Origin of the sequence: Streptococcus sp. cx1, from assembly GCF_052384325.1 — a bacterium.
Taxonomy (GTDB): domain Bacteria; phylum Bacillota; class Bacilli; order Lactobacillales; family Streptococcaceae; genus Streptococcus; species Streptococcus salivarius_G.
The window spans coordinates 293,822-312,034 of the sequence record NZ_JBQSUN010000002.1; the positions used below are offsets into that span (position 1 = coordinate 293,822).

The 18,213-nt window shown below is 39.1% G+C and carries 16 protein-coding genes and 1 pseudogene; 16 read left to right on the top strand and 1 reads right to left on the bottom strand.

Annotated elements, in window-relative coordinates; genetic code table 11:
* Nucleotides 1-45 precede the first annotated feature (45 nt).
* From ACT170_RS05010 to ACT170_RS05035, 6 genes are all read left to right on the top strand, one after another.
* A complete protein-coding gene (locus ACT170_RS05010) occupies nt 46-2,532 on the top strand; it encodes a bifunctional DnaQ family exonuclease/ATP-dependent helicase (protein WP_444818109.1) in 2,487 nt (828 codons plus the stop codon).
* A 157-nt stretch (nt 2,533-2,689) separates the two neighbouring features.
* A complete protein-coding gene (locus ACT170_RS05015) occupies nt 2,690-3,172 on the top strand; it encodes a cell wall elongation regulator TseB-like domain-containing protein (RefSeq protein WP_004182029.1) in 483 nt (160 codons plus the stop codon).
* 4 nt (nt 3,173-3,176) lie between these two features.
* Nucleotides 3,177-4,358, top strand: a complete 1,182-nt coding sequence (locus ACT170_RS05020) for a pyridoxal phosphate-dependent aminotransferase (protein ID WP_444818110.1) — start codon at nt 3,177-3,179, stop codon at nt 4,356-4,358.
* 36 nt (nt 4,359-4,394) lie between these two features.
* Nucleotides 4,395-5,741, top strand: a complete 1,347-nt coding sequence (gene asnS / locus ACT170_RS05025; protein ID WP_002891115.1) for an asparagine--tRNA ligase — start codon at nt 4,395-4,397, stop codon at nt 5,739-5,741.
* Between the two features lie 26 nt (nt 5,742-5,767).
* Nucleotides 5,768-6,175: a hypothetical protein gene (locus ACT170_RS05030; RefSeq protein ID WP_070476107.1), complete on the top strand. Its 408-nt coding sequence runs from the start codon at nt 5,768-5,770 to the stop codon at nt 6,173-6,175.
* Between the two features lie 110 nt (nt 6,176-6,285).
* On the top strand, nt 6,286-7,485 hold the full coding sequence (locus ACT170_RS05035) for an MFS transporter (RefSeq protein WP_444818111.1): 1,200 nt from the start codon (nt 6,286-6,288) through the stop codon (nt 7,483-7,485).
* Nucleotides 7,486-7,628: 143 nt separating this feature from the next.
* Here the strand turns inward: ACT170_RS05035 and ACT170_RS05040 are convergent.
* Nucleotides 7,629-8,878, bottom strand: a pseudogene (locus tag ACT170_RS05040) (ISL3 family transposase).
* A gap of 380 nt (nt 8,879-9,258) precedes the next feature.
* On the opposite strand from ACT170_RS05040, the gene ACT170_RS05045 reads away from it, so the two are divergent.
* From ACT170_RS05045 to whiA, 10 genes are all read left to right on the top strand, one after another.
* On the top strand, nt 9,259-9,639 hold the full coding sequence (locus tag ACT170_RS05045) for a RidA family protein (RefSeq protein ID WP_002891112.1): 381 nt from the start codon (nt 9,259-9,261) through the stop codon (nt 9,637-9,639).
* Nucleotides 9,640-9,815: 176 nt separating this feature from the next.
* A complete protein-coding gene (gene queC / locus ACT170_RS05050) occupies nt 9,816-10,469 on the top strand; it encodes a 7-cyano-7-deazaguanine synthase QueC (RefSeq protein ID WP_004182407.1) in 654 nt (217 codons plus the stop codon).
* Nucleotides 10,469-10,912, top strand: a complete 444-nt coding sequence (queD, locus tag ACT170_RS05055; RefSeq protein ID WP_064521216.1) for a 6-carboxytetrahydropterin synthase QueD — start codon at nt 10,469-10,471, stop codon at nt 10,910-10,912. The genes queC and queD overlap by 1 nt, the downstream gene beginning before the upstream one ends.
* Nucleotides 10,905-11,621 (top strand): 7-carboxy-7-deazaguanine synthase QueE, encoded by a 717-nt coding sequence (gene queE / locus ACT170_RS05060; protein WP_004182409.1) that lies wholly within the window; start codon nt 10,905-10,907, stop codon nt 11,619-11,621. Before queD ends, queE begins: the two co-directional genes overlap by 8 nt.
* Nucleotides 11,622-11,743: 122 nt before the next feature.
* On the top strand, nt 11,744-12,235 hold the full coding sequence (gene queF / locus ACT170_RS05065; protein WP_037611386.1) for a preQ(1) synthase: 492 nt from the start codon (nt 11,744-11,746) through the stop codon (nt 12,233-12,235).
* 256 nt (nt 12,236-12,491) lie between these two features.
* On the top strand, nt 12,492-14,561 hold the full coding sequence (locus tag ACT170_RS05070) for a serine protease (protein WP_444818112.1): 2,070 nt from the start codon (nt 12,492-12,494) through the stop codon (nt 14,559-14,561).
* Nucleotides 14,562-14,687: 126 nt separating this feature from the next.
* Entirely contained in the window at nt 14,688-15,458 is a 771-nt protein-coding gene (locus ACT170_RS05075) for a DUF1003 domain-containing protein (RefSeq protein ID WP_022496681.1), read from the top strand.
* The gene (gene rapZ / locus ACT170_RS05080; protein WP_048790519.1) at nt 15,439-16,329 is read left to right on the top strand and encodes an RNase adapter RapZ; all 891 of its coding nucleotides are present in this window, start codon (nt 15,439-15,441) and stop codon (nt 16,327-16,329) included. Before ACT170_RS05075 ends, rapZ begins: the two co-directional genes overlap by 20 nt.
* Complete coding sequence (locus tag ACT170_RS05085; protein WP_002891102.1) at nt 16,326-17,300, top strand: YvcK family protein; 975 nt, start codon at nt 16,326-16,328, stop codon at nt 17,298-17,300. Before rapZ ends, ACT170_RS05085 begins: the two co-directional genes overlap by 4 nt.
* Nucleotides 17,297-18,208, top strand: a complete 912-nt coding sequence (gene whiA, locus ACT170_RS05090; protein WP_004182012.1) for a DNA-binding protein WhiA — start codon at nt 17,297-17,299, stop codon at nt 18,206-18,208. Before ACT170_RS05085 ends, whiA begins: the two co-directional genes overlap by 4 nt.
* Nucleotides 18,209-18,213 lie beyond the last annotated feature (5 nt).

Here is an 18,213-nt window from a genome sequence, read left to right on the forward strand (position 1 = left end):
CTTTATCTTTTTTTGATGCTTTGGATATGCTATAATAAGGTCACTATGAGTGAAAAAAACACGAATAAATATGCCATTGTTGATTTGGAAGCTACCTCCGCTTCGTCAACGGCTAGTATTATACAGGTGGGAATTGTCATTATGCAAAATGGTCAGGTGATTGACGAATTTGCGAGTGATGTTAACCCCCACCAAGAACTCGATGATCATATTATTCATTTAACAGGGATTACCGATCAGCAGTTGGCTCAAGCCCCAGATTTCTCAGAAATTGCTAGAACCATTTTTGAACTGATTGAGGACTGTATTTTTGTTGCCCATAATGTTAAATTTGATGCCAATTTGCTTGCAGAGGCTCTTTTCATGGAGGGCTTCGAACTAAGGACTCCTCGTGTGGATACTGTCGAATTGGCTCAGGTCTTTTATCCGACGTTAGAACAATATAAGCTATCTCATTTATCCAAGGTTCTTAATCTTGACCTAGCTCAGGCCCATACCGCTATTGAAGATGCGAGAGCGACCGGACAGCTTTTGTTTCATTTGATGGATAAGATTGCTAGCTTACCTAGACAGACAATTGAGATGCTTTTGACCTTTTCAGATAATCTTCTTTTTGAAACTGAGTTGGTTATTCGTGATGCTATAAGAGGTCAAAATTTAGGTCTATCAAAAGAATATGTCACGCTTGAAGAATCTGGAATTGTTCTTCGTAGACCTTTGACTTATAAGGCAGAACGAAAACTGTCTCAAGATTTTGATACCAATATTGCTCTCTTAGATTTGGAATCAAGACCTAAACAAAGAGAGTTTGCTGAGGCAGTAAGAAGGGAGCTTGATAATACTGATATTTCCATGATTCAGGCTCAGACTGGAATCGGAAAAACCTATGGCTATTTGCTTCCTTTGTTGGCGCAATCTGATGTAGATAAAGTGGTAGTGGCTGTTCCGACCAAGCTCCTTCAAAATCAGATTATGAATCAGGAAGCTAAAGCCTTATCGGATGTCTTTAATATTAACTTTCATAGTCTCAAAGGACCTCAGAATTATATCAAATTAGATGCATTCTACCAGACCTTACTTCGTCAGGATAGTAACCGTTTGATTAATCGTTACAAAATGCAACTCTTGGTTTGGTTGACTGAAACAGAGACAGGGGATCTTGACGAAATCAGACAAAAGCAGCGCTATATGGCTTATTTCGATGAGATTAAGCACGATGGTAAGCTAAAAGCTGACAGTCTTTTTACTGAATATGATTTCTGGCAACAGTCCTATCAAAAAGCCCAAGAAGCAAGGGTAGTTGTGACCAATCATGCTTATCTTTTGACACGTATGGAAGATGATCATGATTTTGTTCGAGGAAAGACTCTTGTGATTGATGAGGGACAAAAGATGGTTCTGGCTTTGGAACAATTTTCACGTTATCAAGTCAATCTTACTGTCCTGTTGCAACATATTCATCGAATTCTTGATAGTGGTAGTCAAAGCTTGCTTCAACAACGCTTGCTCGAAAATCTGCAGTTTGAAGTTAGCCATCTAATCCAAGAACATCAACAATTTCCTCAGAAGCAGTATAATCGCCAGCAATTAGATCGTTTGCTACAAACCATTTCTGAACTGGAGGGTGAAAGTGATTTGATGGAGATGTTGTCTCCCTTGAAGACACCCCTTTACAGCCATTTCTGGCTTGAAACAGACTATTATCAGGAACATCGTGTGACTTATTTAAAGGCATCACGCCAAGAGCTCTTAGAACTTTCAGCTTATCTACCAAGTGCCCAAAAAGTGATAATTGTTTCAGCAACTATTGATGTGGGACCTGATGTAGATGTGGCTGATTTGTTGGGCTTAGATCAAGTACGCAAGGTTAGCCTCCCAATGGATACTTTACCCAATCAAGCTATTTGGATTGATCAAAGCATGCCTATGATTGGTATTGCTTCTGAGGAAGAGTATGAAGTTGCTCTTGCAAAGCGTCTCCAGAAGCTATCTGGAATGGAATATCCAATTTTAGTACTATTTACATCTCGAAAGAGTATGATGGCTGTTTCAGATTTATTGGATCATAGGGAAGTTCGTCACCTAACTCAAGAGAAAAATGGGACTGCTTTTAATGTCAAAAAACGTTTTGATAGAGGTGAGACCAATCTCCTTCTGGGTATGGGGTCGTTCTGGGAAGGTGTGGACTTTGCTCAACAAGATAGGGTAATTGAGGTTATTGCACGTCTGCCGTTTGACAATCCTAAGGATCCATTCTATCAAAAGATTGAATCTTGGTTTTCTAAGCAAGGAAAGAGCACCTTTGATAGTTACAGTCTTCCCATGACGGTTTTACGTTTTAAACAAGCTATTGGACGTGCTCAAAGACGTCCAGAACAGCGCTCGGCTATTCTTCTTATGGATAATCGCCCGCTCGTTAAGAGTTATGGAAAACTATTTCTAAAAGAAGTGACACAAGAAGTTGCGCTTAAGCACGCTAAGTTCGAGGAAGTCAAAGAGGATATTCAGGATTTCTTAGAACAAGAAAGTTAACTTTTTAAAACCAACCTTTTCTAAGATTACTTAGGTTTTATAAATTTTACTGACTTATAAAAAAGATAGACTTAATTGCTCAATACTAGCTATATTGCTATGTAAAGATTTATCATTTTCTGATATAATAAATTCAGAAACTTTTTTAGGAGGCATTATGCGTAAACAACGTTCACCCTGGACCAAAAAGCAACAGTTCATTTTTGGAATAATTGTAATCGTTGTGACCTTAATTGCTTCTTTGACTGCTATTCTTATTGTAGCGACTAAGCCTTATGTAGACGCTGAAAAGAAGGTTATTGCCATAGCAGAGAGCAAAGCAGATATTAAGACTGTTACTGAATTTGATATCTACCATGGTGAGGCAACCTACTACGGACTTCTTGGAAAGTCTGGTCAAGGTGAGAAACTAGCTGTTATCGTGAGTCATGATTCAGGTGAGGTTGATATCTACAAGCAATCGGATGGTATTAGTAAGTCAGTGGCTAAGAAAGCTGCTAAAGCCTATGGTGCTAAGGATATATCCTATGTCCACCTAGGAAAGTATGGCAAAACTCCTATTTGGGAAGTGAAGTCAGGAACCCAGTATTATCTGGTTGATTTTATCTCAGGTCAGGTTATTAAAGTGGAAGGACTATAATGAAATGACAAAATTATCAAATCGTGTATTACAAATGGAAGAAAGTGTTACTTTAGCTGCCAGTGCGCGTGCTAAAGCTCTTAAAGCTCAAGGACGTGATATCTTGAGTTTGACACTTGGTGAACCAGATTTTGTAACACCTAAGAATATTCAAGATGCTGCCATTGCCTCTATTGAAAATGGTAAGGCAAGTTTCTATACCGTAGCTTCTGGACTTCCAGAACTTAAGGATGCGATTAGCACTTACATGGAAAACTTCTATGGCTATGCTGTAAAACCAAATGAGGTTGTTGTCGGCACTGGTGCGAAGTTTATCTTATATGCTTTCTTTGCTACGGTCATCAATCCTGGTGATGAAGTCATTATTCCAACACCTTGCTGGGTTTCTTATGTAGACCAAGTTAAAATGGTTGAGGGTGTTCCGGTCACTTTCCAAACGACTGAAGCTAATCACTTTAAAGCAACGGTTGAACAACTTGAAGCGGCCCGTACTGAAAAAACTAAAGTTGTCTTGCTTAATTCTCCATCAAATCCAACAGGAATGATTTACAGCAAGGAAGAATTGCAAGCAATCGGTGACTGGGCGGTTGATCACGATATCTTGATTTTAGCAGATGATATCTATGGCCGTTTGGTTTACAATGGCAACACCTTTACTCCAATTTCTAGTCTTTCAGATACCATTCGTAAGCAAACAATTGTGATTAATGGTGTTTCTAAGACCTATGCTATGACAGGTTGGCGTGTTGGTTTTGCTGTCGGAGATCTAGAAATTATTTCAGGTATGGCTAAGATTATCAGTCAAACGACATCAAATCTTACAGCAGTTTCTCAATATGCTGCTATTGAAGCCTTAACTGGTGATCAGTCTTCTATCGAAGAAATGCGTCAGGCCTTTGAGGAACGTTTGAATACAATTTATCCACTCCTAGCTGAAGTGCCTGGCTTTGAAGTCATCAAACCTCAAGGTGCCTTTTACCTCTTCCCTAATGTTAAAAAAGCGATGGAAATCAAAGGCTACACAAATGTTAATGATTTTACAAACGCTATTCTTGAGGAGGCTGAAGTCGCTTTGGTAACAGGTGCAGGATTCGGCGCACCTGAAAATATTCGTCTTAGCTATGCAACAGACTTAGATACTTTGAAAGAAGCAGTCCGCCGAATCAAAGCCTTTATGGAAAAATAGAATTAATATAGATCAAAAGAAAAGAGAAGTAATTACATGTCTAAACAATTAGTTTCAATTATTGATGTGCCTAAACACGTGGGCGAAGAAATCACTATCGGTGCATGGGTAGCTAACAAATCAGGTAAAGGGAAATTGGCCTTTCTTCAATTGCGTGATGGAACTGCCTTCTTCCAAGCGGTAGCTTTCAAACCTAACTTCATCGAAAAATACGGTGAAGAAGAAGGTACTGAAAAATTTGATACTGTTAAACGCCTTAGCCAAGAAACATCAGTTTATGTGACTGGTGTGGTTAAAGAAGACGAACGTTCAAAATTTGGTTACGAGTTGGATGTGACAGCAGTAGAAGTCATCGGTGAATCACATGATTACCCAATCACACCAAAAGAACACGGAACTGACTTCTTGATGGATAATCGTCACCTTTGGTTGCGTTCACGTAAACAAATGGCTGTCCAACAAATTCGTAATGCGATTATTTACGCAACTTACGAATTCTTTGATAAAAATGGTTTCATCAAATTTGATAGTCCAATTTTGTCAGGAAATGCAGCTGAAGATTCAACGGAATTGTTTGAAACGGATTACTTTGGTACACCTGCTTACCTAAGCCAATCTGGTCAGCTTTACCTTGAAGCTGGTGCCATGGCTCTTGGTCGTGTATTTGACTTTGGTCCTGTTTTCCGTGCCGAAAAATCAAAAACACGTCGTCACTTGACTGAGTTCTGGATGATGGATGCTGAGTATTCATTCTTGTCACATGATGAGTCACTTGATTTGCAAGAAGCTTATGTTAAAGCTCTTATTCAAGGTGTTATTGATCGTGCGCCACAAGCTCTTGAAATCCTTGAACGTGATGTAGATCTTCTTAAGAAATACATTGCTGAGCCATTCAAGCGCGTGTCATATGATGAAGCTATCGATCTTCTTCAAGCACATGAAAATGATGAAGATACTGATTACGAGCACCTTGAACATGGGGATGACTTCGGTTCACCACACGAAACTTGGATTTCTAACTATTTTGGTGTTCCAACATTCGTTGTTAATTATCCAGCAAGCTTCAAGGCCTTCTACATGAAACCAGTTCCTGGTAATCCTGAGCGCGTTCTTTGTGCAGACCTTTTGGCTCCAGAAGGTTATGGTGAAATCATCGGTGGTTCAATGCGTGAAGATGACTACGATGCTCTTGTAGCTAAAATGGATGAACTCGGAATGGACCGTTCAGAATACGAATTCTATCTTGACCTACGTAAATATGGTTCAGTACCACACGGTGGTTTTGGTATCGGTATTGAACGTATGGTTACTTTCGTAGCTGGAACAAAACACATCCGTGAAGCTATTCCATTCCCACGTATGTTGCACCGTATCAAACCATAAGTAAAATTCTTTAGGAGTGCAAAAGTATGAAAAGATGGTTACTTGGTCTTTTGGCCTTACTTTGTATGGTTTCAATAGTAGCTTGCAGCAAGTCTGCTCCCTCACTAGAGGGTGAATGGCATGCACAAGATGCCTTAAAGAAGGATTATACGATTGTCTTCAAGAAAGATAAGGTCAAGATTGGTGAGCAGGATTATAACTATACAGTGGATGGTCCCAAGTCTAAAGATGACTTTACCTATTATTCGCTTAAAGTAAAAGATCAGGGGAAAGAGACGACTTATACGGTATTTTTCCCAACTCAATCCAAAGAGGTTGCTCTCTTTCTAGAACCAAATGATGAGAAAGAGCCCCATAAGGGTCAAATGCTCTTTGCACTTAATAAAAAAGATAAACCAGACTACTATAGCTATGTTAAAAAGTATCTGAAATAAAAACGCCAACTGGCGTTTTTACTTTAAATTAAGGAGGGTGAGGAAAATGTAGGCAACTCTAAGTAAGTCTTTTAGAAACAATCAAATTACATATTGAAAGTGAGAAAACGATGTTTAAAAGAACTTACAAAGGCAATATTCCACTTCTAGCAGGACTGGAATTCACATCATATTTTGGAATCACCAGTTTTTGGATTTTATTTTTCATTCAGAATGGTCTTTCCTTACTTCAAATCGGTTTACTAGAAAGTATCTTTCATGGGACAAGTCTCTTGTGTGAGATTCCATCAGGTATGTTGGCCGATCGGTTTAGCTACAAGACCAATCTCTATTTGGCTCGCTTGGCCAGTATTGGATCCTCTGTCTTGATCTTACTTGGTCAGGGAAATTTTTGGATTTATGCGATTGCCATGATGGTCAATGCTTGGTCTTACAATTTTGACTCGGGGACCAGTACGGCTTTCTTATATGATTCAGCAGTTGAAGTAGGTCAAAAGGACCGCTATCTTCAGATTTCTAGCTTTTTGTCTGGTGTGGCAGAAGTCACCCGAACTCTAGGTACAGTTGTTGCTGGTTTCTTTGTTCACGGAGCCTTGGCCTGGACCTATCATATTGCGATTGGCCTTTCATTAGTTTCCATTCTCTTGATTTTTCTGATGAAGGAGCCAGAAACTAAGAGTGATGAAAGAGATCGCTTAACCTTAAAACGGATATTGGTGGTGGTGAAACAAGAATGGCAGGAGAAACCGGTCTTATTTTACTGGATGCTCACCTATCAACTGCTAGGAACCATCATGTGCATGTTTTATTTTTACTACCAACAGAAAATCAGTGACCTAGCCAGTTGGCAAGTATCGCTCATCATGCTTGTTGGTAGTCTCTTAAATCTTCTAGCTGTTTATCTAGCTAGTCAAATCGGGAAAAAATGGAATAGCAATCAAGTCTTTCCAATTCTGGTTGCGCTGACAGGGTTGGCCTTGCTGTTGGTATGGTTGAGAACTCCATTCGCCTATCTAAGTGTTTATCTCTTGACCAATGCACTTTATGCGGTTTATCAACCCATTTACTACAATGATTTACAAGGCTATTTACCATCCAGTGTACGGGCAACCATGCTGAGCATCAATTCGATGATGTTTAGTCTATCCATGATTGTCATCTTCCCACTGACGGGTTGGTTCATCGATAGTTATGGATTTGTAGTAGTCTTTATCATCCTGGGCCTTGTAACGCTATTCTCTTTCCCTCTCTTACTGATTGGATTGTGGAAAATGGGCAAGATAATAAATAAAGGGACAAAGATGGATTAATATTCCAGACTTTTATTAGTCTACATAAGTTTAAATTGGATAATAGCATCTTGCTTAACAAAATCCGAACGAACTCTCTCTGCTGTGCAGGGAGAGTTTTTTTGGCTCTTTGTCAACTGTAGTGGGTGACGAAAAGCTAACATCTAGAGAGGACCAGATAGGTCTTCTCTTTTTGTATATTCAGAGTGATGAAAACACGCTTTCTAAAGTTGATAAAATTTTTAAAACCGAAGCCCAGACGTTTAATATCTTTGATAAGCTTATTGGTCCCTTCCAATTTTGCATTTGAGTAATGTGTTTCTAGTGCATTTTTGATGTATTGTTTATGTTTACGAAAAGTCCTAAAGACTGTTTTGAAGTAATGATTGACCTTGCTTATATTCTCCTCTATGAGTTCAAAAAACTCATCCCCCCTCTTCTCCTGAAAGTGAAAAAGCAAAAGCTGATAGAGATTATAATAATTGGTGAGTTCTTCTGAGAAATTCAGTGTCTTCTCAACGACTTCATGTGGGCATAATGTTTGATGGAAGGTCTTTGAGTAAAAAGGGTTGAGAGATAACTTACGGCTGTCCTTTTGGAAGAGTCTCCAGTGATTTTTTAAAGCTCGATAAGGTAGTGACTTCTTATCAAACTGGTTCATAATCGCAATTCTTGTCTTTAAAAAGGCTCGACCAAGGTGCTGGATGATGTGGAAACGATCAATAATGATTTCGGCATTTGGAAAAAGTCTTCGAGCTAGTGGCATATAGGCTCCTGACATATCCATCGTGATAAACTGTACCTGTTGTCGTACTTTCAATGGATACTTCAAAAAGTAGTTTCGAATAGTGGTTTGACGGCGATTATCAAGGATGGTTATGAGTTTGTTGGTCTCATAGTTTTGAGCCACAAAAGCGAGTTCACCTTTCTTGAACCCAAACTCATCCCAGGACATAACAGCTGGGAGTTTGTCATAATGTTCCTTGAAAGTAAACTGATCAAGTTTACGATAAACGGTGGACGTTGATACACGAAGTCTTCTGGCAATATCCGTTAGTGATACCTTCTCAGTTAGAAGTTGTGCAACCTTTTGTCGGACAAGGTTGGAGATTTGGTGGTTTTTCTCAACGATTGAGGTTTCAGCCACTGTTACTCTCTTACACACTTTACACTGGAAGCGACGTTTCTTCAGACGTAGTAGTGTTGAAGTTCCCGCTTGCTCGAGAAGAGGGATTTTAGAAGGCTTTTGAAAGTCGTACTTGATCATCTTTCCATGGCAATGAGGACATGATGGTGCAGGGTAATCAAGTTTTGCATGAATCTCGATATGAGTATTAGTTTCCAAAACAAGAGAAATAATGATGTTAGGGTCTTTAATTCCGATTAATTCTGTGGTATTCTTAATAAGTCTCATGAGTTCTTCCTAATGATGGTTTGGTCGCTTTTCATTATAGTTCTTATGGGACTTTTTGTGTACATTGAAAAAGCTCCATAATCCTCTACAGTGGTTTTACCCACTACAGAAATTATAGAGCCGTTTTTTTATCTTTAAAAATTGTGGTAAAGTAGACACATCCTTTACAATAAGAATCGAGTCGTATGAAATCTTTAGGCCAAATGCTCTTTGCACTTAATAAAAAAGAAAAACCAGACTACTATAGCTATGTTAAAAAGTATCTGAAATAGTAGGAGAAGGATTAGCCTTGTGCTGATTCTTTTCTTTTTGGAATTATATGTTTCAATTTTCAGAATATTTTGTTATAATAGCAACATATTAGTCAAAGGAGAACTATCATGGCAAAAACTATTCATACTGATAAAGCACCAGCAGCAATCGGACCTTATGTTCAAGGTAAAATTGTTGGCAATCTTTTGTTTGCTTCTGGTCAAGTACCATTGTCACCAGAAACAGGTGAAATCATTGGCGAAACAATTCAAGAACAAACAGAACAAGTTCTTAAAAATGTTGGGGCTATTTTGGCAGAAGCTGGTACAGACTTTGACCACGTTGTCAAAACAACTTGCTTCCTAAGTGACATTAACGATTTCGTTCCATTTAACGAAGTGTATGCAACTGCCTTTACATCTGATTTTCCAGCACGTTCTGCAGTAGAAGTGGCACGCTTGCCAAAAGATGTTAAAATTGAAATCGAAGTTATTGCTGAGATTGATTAAGGAAGGGAGCCTTGGCTCTTTTCTTTTTTTCTCAACTATGATAAACTATTAAAGATAAATCATTTTCGATGTTTGGGAGACACCATCGCTAAAAAAAACCATTACTGGCGTTTTTTTTTGGCTCCCTCAAGGAGCCTTTTTATGTGTCTCAAACATCACGAATAAAGAGGAATATTATGAAACGTCAATCAGCTTTGGTCGTCTTTAGTGGCGGTCAAGATTCTACTACCTGCCTTTTTTGGGCTCTAAAACATTATGAAACAGTTGAATTAGTTACTTTTGCTTACGGACAACGTCATAGCTTAGAAATTGAAGTAGCTAAAGAGATTGCACAAGAACAAGGCCTCAAACACCATGTTTTGGATATGTCTTTGCTTGGTCAAATTACTGAAAATGCCCTAACATCTGATATTGAGATTGAGGCAGAAGAAGGAGAAGTTCCTAATACCTTTGTAGATGGGCGCAATCATCTCTTCCTTTCATTTGCTGCTGTGTTAGCTAAGCAACGTGGTATCACTGATATTGTTACGGGGGTTTGTGAGACGGACTTTTCTGGTTACCCAGACTGTCGTGATGTTTTTGTTAAATCACTTAATGTCACACTTAATCTGGCTATGGCCTATGATTTTGTTATTCAAACACCTCTTATGTGGTTAGATAAGGCTGAGACTTGGGCTTTGGCTGATCAACTTGGAGCTTTCGACTACGTTCGTGAAAAAACGCTGACTTGTTATAACGGTATTATTGGGACTGGTTGTGGGGAATGTCCTGCCTGCCATTTACGTCAAAAAGGACTTGAAAAATATCTAGCAGAAAGAGGAGAAGCTTAATGTTCTTTGCACCGAAAGAAATCAAAAAAGAAACAGGTGAGTCTTTGGTTTACAATTCTCACCGTACAATGGTTTCTAAAGAGTTTACTTTTGATGCTGCCCACCATCTCTTTCATTATGAAGGCAAATGCAAATCGCTTCATGGTCATACCTACCATCTTCAAATAGCAGTGAGTGGTTACTTGGATGAGCGTGGCATGACCTATGATTTTGGTGATCTTAAGAGCATTTACAAGGATCATTTGGAACCTCATCTGGATCACCGTTATCTCAATGAGACTTTGCCTTATATGAATACGACTGCAGAAAATATGGTTTTCTGGATTTTCCAGACGACGAGTCAACATCTGCCTGAGGAGAGAGGACTTCGTTTGGAATATGTGCGTCTTTATGAAACACCAACAGCCTTTGCAGAGTTTAGACGGGAGTGGTTGGATGACTAGAGAACGTGTACTCAAACTACCAGTGCTTGAAATTTTTGGACCGACCTTTCAAGGGGAAGGCCGAGCTATCGGGCAAAAAACCATGTTTGTAAGGACGGCAGGATGTGATTACCATTGTGATTGGTGTGATTCTGCCTTTACTTGGGATGGGTCAGAGAAGCCAACGCGTATGACAGCTGATGAAGTTATTGAAGCTTTGGATGCGCTAGGAACTTACGACTATGTTACTCTGTCTGGAGGGAACCCAGCTCTTTTAGCGGCAAATATGGCTGAACTCGTTTCAAAACTCAAGGCTAGAGGAGTAACTTTGGCCGTTGAGACACAGGGTTCTCGCTGGCAGGAGTGGTTAAAGGATATTGATCAAGTAACCTTAAGTCCTAAACCACCATCATCCAAGATGGAAGTCAATATGGAGACCCTTGACTTTATTGTTTCACAACTTGATCCTGACAAAGTTACCTTTAAGGTTCCTGTTTTCGACGATGATGATTTAGCCTTTGCTAAAATGATTCAGGAACGTTATCAGCCAGATGTCATGTTTCTTTCGGCTGGTAATCCTGAACCGAAAGCAGAAGGTAATATCGTCCAACATCAGTTAGATCGCCTCAAAGAGCTCTGGGAGACAGTAGCTGCTGATGACTCGTGGGGAAATGTGCGTGTTCTCCCTCAGCTTCATACCCTACTCTATGATAATGAGCGCGGAGTCTAATCTTCACATTCAATAAGCTTAGAATTGATAGTATTTTTACTTTTTTAATGATTAACATTAGAAATTTAGATTAAAAATTGACCATATAAAGGTCTAGAAAAATTAACAACAAAGGAAGAAAAATGTCACAACAAGAAGAAATGAAAAACCTCACTCTCCTTGGTAATAAGGAGACACCTTATATTTTTGAATACTCTCCACAAGTCTTGGAGTCTTTTGATAATCGTCATACTGATAATGATTACTTTATCAAATTCAACTGTCCAGAATTTACATCACTTTGTCCTATTACTGGGCAACCTGATTTTGCAAGTATTTATATTTCTTATATTCCAGACCAGCTCTGCGTTGAGTCTAAATCTCTAAAGCTTTATCTCTTTAGTTACCGTAATCACGGAGACTTCCATGAAAACTGTATTAATACCATTGGTAAAGATTTAGTGAAACTTTTGAACCCTCGTTACTTAGAAGTTTGGGGTAAATTTACACCTCGTGGTGGTATTTCGATTGACCCTTATTATAATTACGGTCGTCCTGAAACAAAGTATGAGAAGATGGCCGAGCAACGTCTCTTTAATCACGATCTTTACCCAGAAAATATTGATAATCGTTAATGTTACGCTAAAAGTCCTTATACAAATAGAGGGCTTTTTTGTTTAAACACTTGCCTTTAAGCCCTAAAAGAGGTCCGCCTAACCGTTTTTCACAAAGAAAGTTAGGTCTTTGTTAGTCTTCTATTGGTTTAGTCTGAGAAACTTCTATTATTAAAATAATTTGACAATAGAAGTTTTATTTCTTACAATTAAAGTGTAAATGGAAATGTAAGCGATTGCTTATAAAAGGTATATTTTTTTAAAAGGGGAAAAGACAATGAGAAAGAGTTTACGATTATTTTCATGTGCTGTCCTAGGGGCAGCTATTTTAGCACCAACGGTAGTTGGCAACAATCATGCACAGGCCGATAGTTATTATGGACGTGGTTATTCTAATAACTATAGTTATAACTCATGGTATAACAACTATTATCCAAACTATGGTTATAACTACGGCTACAATGGCTATTATCCAGGCTATACTTACAATTATGGCTATAACTACGGTTACAATAATTACTATCCAAACTATAACTATGGCTATAATTATAACTATAATTATGGCTATAACAACTATAATCCTGGTTACAACAACTACAACGAATCAGGTACTTACCGCTATAGCAATGGTTATTTGTACTACATTTTGAGTGATGGTAGCTACTATGTTAACTATAACGGTCGTTGGGTTCGTGGTGGTGACTATAATAACAACAATAGTGGTTCTAACAATACACCAACGACAGGTTATGAGGTTTTGAGAAATGACCCTCACTACCGTTATGAAAATGGTACTCACTATTATTTGAAAGATAATGGCGATTATTACTATTATTCAAATGGTAAGTGGGTGCTTGTTAAGGCTTCAAGCACAGATTCTGAAGCTCCAACAACTTCAACTGTAGATTCAACGTCATCAGCAAGCTCAGAAGCACCATCAATGGTTGATTCAACGTCATCAGCAACTTCAGAAGCACCATCAATGGTTGATTCAACTTCGTCTGCAACTTCAGAGTCACCATCGATGGTTGATTCAACGTCATCAGCAACTTCAGAGTCACCATCGATGGTTGATTCAACGTCATCAGCAACTTCAGAAGCACCATCAACAGTTGATTCAACATCATCAGCAACTTCAGAGTCACCATCGATGGTTGATTCAACGTCATCAGCAACTTCAGAAGCACCATCAACTGTAGATTCAACGTCATCAGCAACTTCAGAAGCACCATCAACTGTAGATTCAACGTCATCAGCAACTTCAGAAGCACCATCAACAGGTAATTCAACCTCAGCCACAACTTCAGATGCTGCTTCAACAGGTAATTCAACTTCAGGAATCACCTCAGACTCAGTTGCAAGTTCAGAAACAGGTTCTACATCAGAAACAAGTTCAGAAGCTCCTGAACTTGAAAAACCACCATATGCACCTGAAACCAACATTGACTATGACAAGTTGCCAAAACCAACATTGCCACCAACAGATTATCGCATGTATTCAGATCCACGATTTGTAGATGACAACGGTACCTATTACTACCGTGTGGCATTGACAGATGAAGATAATGCGCGTGGTATCGATGGTTACTACAAATGGGTTGATGGTAAATGGAAACTCTACAATGGTACTGCCAATGATGACCCTGAGCTTGATCCAGATTTCCATAAACCAGCAGGAAACGACGAATACATGTACGATGATAATGCATCAAGTGTTAAGTTGTATTCTGAAAATGTAGTTGGTACTGGTAAAGCTGGTGAAGCTCTTCCATTCCAAAATGTGGATGAATTCAAAGATTATGTTATTAAGAATTTTGCTCCAAAATTCTTAGATAATGCTGGCTGGGATTGTAATGTAACTTGGGAAATTGAAGATGTTGACAACTTCAACGCTTCTAAGGGCAGTGCTTGGGCACGTGACTATGTTATTACAGCTAATCTCAAGAGCGGTGTTGACGACAAAAAATATAGTGATGTTGAATTTGGTTATGTTAAATTTGTTTATCATGTAGAACCAACTGAAAACTCTGATTATGTTGAAGTTGACTCAGCTAAGGCTGCCTTTAATGAAATCAATGCTCAACGTACAGCTGCTGGTTTGCCAGCACTTACATGGTCTGATGATCTTTACAATAGCACAACCCTTCCACATGCCAAAGATATTTCACACACTTACAACAGTGATGGTATTGTTTACCGTCGTGAATCTGATGGTTCAGTTGTAGCCAATAAATGGTTGAGTAGTGGTATTCGTGAACTTCTCATGAGTCCAGATGCTACTCAAGCAGCAGTAGCTTGTGTTGTCGCTGGTGACGGTACTTACTACTGGACTTTAAATTACCAATAAGAAGAGTTTAAATTAATTGTCCCAATAATTGAGGAGTCTGAGGTTAGTCTTGGACTCTTTTCCTTTATCTATTGAACGTTTAAGCTTTGAATATGGTATAATAGAGCCTAGAAAGAAGGCGAAAATATGCAGGTTAAGAGAGTTCAGGATTATATCTCTAAAGAGTGGTTCGATGAAACCGATGGCTCTTATTTCGAACGTCTAAATAGTCGTTTGCAGGTGCTTTTGAAAAAAGATTACCCTGATTTACAAGGACATGATTTTATTAGTAATATCAGTCTTTTGGATTATAGGTTGGTTTTTCTTGATGAAGTTATTGCAAATGCTAATGAGAAAAACGAACATGTTCGGGAAACCGTTCACGATGTGACCAAGAGTTTATTGTACGAGGATCAAGACATCCAGGAACAGTTGGATAGTAGGATTACTTTTGGTCAAAAAGTGGCGGATGAAGTGGCCCGATTTGGTGGATCTTGGACTTTTATCTTGTCATTCGTTGCTTTTATGGCTATTTGGATGGGGCTGAATGTTGTTCAACCCTTTGGGATTGCCTTTGATAAGTATCCATTTATTCTGTTGAATCTGGCCTTGTCTACTCTAGCGGCCGTTCAGGCACCATTGATTATGATGAGTCAGAATCGAGCATCGGATTATGACCGTTTACAAGCGCGTAACGACTATCACGTCAATACCCAGTCTAAGGAAGAAATCCGACTTTTGCATGAAAAAATAGACCACTTGGTTCAACAAGACCAATCAGATCTTCTGACAATTCAAAAATTGCAGACAGAAATGATTATGGGGGTTAGCCAACAAGTTGAGAAGATGTCAGACGTTATTCGTGTCTTGAAAGAAGAAAGATTAGAAAGGGAGTCTCATGGGAACGAAAAAAATTAATTTAGTTGTTGTAACAGGGATGAGTGGTGCAGGTAAGACTGTAGCAATTCAATCCTTTGAGGATATTGGATACTTCACCATTGATAATATGCCCCCCTCTTTGGTACCTAAGGTTATCGAATTGGTAAAACATAGTGAAGAGACAGACAAGATTGCTCTTGTTGTTGACATGCGTAGTCGCTTGTTCTTCGATGAGATTAACGATATTCTGGATAAATTGGAAAGTAATGAGGAACTTAATTTCAAGATTCTATTCTTGGATGCTACGGATGGTGAATTGGTTTCTCGTTATAAAGAGACACGTCGTAGCCACCCATTGGCGGCAGATGGCCGTGTTTTGGATGGTATTAAGCTTGAGCGTGAGCTTTTGTCACCGCTTAAGAGTTTGAGTCAAAACGTGGTTGATACGACAGAATTAACCCCACGCCAGCTGCGTAAGACTATTTCTGAACAGTTCTCATCTGAACAAGACCAATCTTCTTTCCGTATTGAAGTTTTGAGTTTTGGTTTTAAATATGGATTGCCATTGGATGCAGATTTGGTTTTTGATGTCCGTTTCTTGCCAAACCCTTATTATGATCCTGCACTTCGTAACCTCACAGGTTTGGATAAAGAGGTTTTTGATTATGTCATGAAACATAAGGAATCAGAAGAGTTTTACAATCATTTGATACAACTTATTAAACCAATCTTGCCTGGATACAAGAAAGAAGGTAAGTCTGTTCTTACCATTGCTGTTGGTTGTACAGGTGGTCAACACCGTAGTGTAGCCTTTGCACATCGTCTGGCCCAAGATTTGAAAAATGATTGGACAGTCAATGAAACACATCGTGATAAGGATCGACGTAAGGAGACAGTGAATCGTTCATGAAAAAACCAAGAATTACAGTAATAGGTGGGGGAACTGGTATCCCAGTCATTCTTCGTAGTTTGCGTCATAAGGATGTTGATATCACTGCTGTGGTAACTGTAGCTGATGATGGCGGTTCTTCGGGAGATTTGCGTGATATCATGCAGCTGACACCTCCAGGGGATTTGCGTAATGTTTTGGTAGCTATGAGTGATATGCCTAAACTTTATGAAAGAGTTTTCCAATATCGTTTTGATAAAACCGATGGTGCTTTGGCTGGTCATCCACTCGGAAATTTAATCATCGCTGGAATTTCAGAAATGCAGGGATCTACCTATAATGCCATGCAGCTTTTGACGAAGTTCTTCCACGTTACAGGAAAAATTTATCCTGCTAGTGAGACAGCTTTGACGCTTCATGCCGTTTTTCAAGATGGTCATGAAGTAGCAGGGGAGAGTAGTATTGCCCAGTATGATGGCATGATTGAACGCGTTTATGTGACCAATACCTATAATGACGAAGAGCCTAAGGCCAGTCGTAAGGTTGTTGATGCTATTATGAATAGTGATATGATTGTTTTAGGTCCTGGATCTTTGTATACATCGATTTTGCCCAACCTAGTTATACCAGAGATTCGTCAGGCTCTTATCGAGACCAAGGCTGATGTGACTTACATTTGTAATATTATGACTCAGTACGGAGAAACTGAACAATTCTCAGATGCCGACCATGTGGCTGTTCTTAATCGTCATCTTGGCTCTGATGTGATTGACAATGTCTTAGTTAACATCAAGAAAGTGCCTAAGGAATACATGGCTAGTAATAAATTTGATGAATACCTTGTTCAGGTTGAGCATGATTTTGAGGGCTTACGTCGTGAAGCTAAAACAGTTGTGTCTTCTAATTTTTTGCGACTTGAAAATGGTGGTGCCTTCCACCATGGTGACTTGGTAGTGGATGAGCTCATGCATCTAGTGAGGAACAAGTCATGAGTTTCACAATTAAGGTTAAAGAAGAGATAATTGCTGCTTCAAGTAAAGACAAGGCGGAATTGTCAGCATTGATTAAGATGTCTGGTTCGGTTGGATTGACTAATCAAGGCTTGACTCTTTCCATCTCAACAGAAAATGCAAAGATTGCGCGACATATCTACCAATTAATGGAAAGTCGTTATCAGAGTAATCCTGAATTGAGACATCACAACAAGACCAATCTCAAGAAAAATCGTGTTTACACGGTTTTTGTCGCTGACCATGTCAATGATATTTTGTCCGATTTACAATTGGCGGATTCTTTCTTTGGCTTTGAAACAGGCATTGAAACATCAGTAATGGAAGATGACGAGGCTGGAAGATCCTATTTACGAGGCGCTTTTTTGGCGACTGGAACAGTACGTGATCCTGAAAAAGGCCGTTATCAATTAGAAATTTTTTCCGTTTACCAAGACCACGCAGAGGACTTAGCTTCTCTCATGAAAAAATTTATGCTCGATGCTAAGGTTTTGAGTCATAAAAATGGGTTTGTGACCTATCTTCAAAAAGCTGAGGACATTATGGATTTTCTCCTTGTTATCGGCGCAATGAACTCTAAGGATACCTTCGAAGAGGTCAAAATTATGCGAGAAACCAGAAATGATCTGAATCGTGCCAATAATGCGGAAACAGCCAATATTGCTAGAACGATTAGTGCTAGCATGAAAACAATTAATAATATTATCAAGATTATGGATACGGTTGGCTTGGAGATTTTACCGGTGGAGCTGCGCCAAATTGCCCAACTCCGTATTGCCAACCCAGATTACTCTATCCAGCAGATCGCAGATAGTATAGAACCTCCTCTGACCAAGAGTGGTGTTAACCATCGTCTCAGAAAAATCAATAAGATTGCGGACGATTTGTAAGTAGA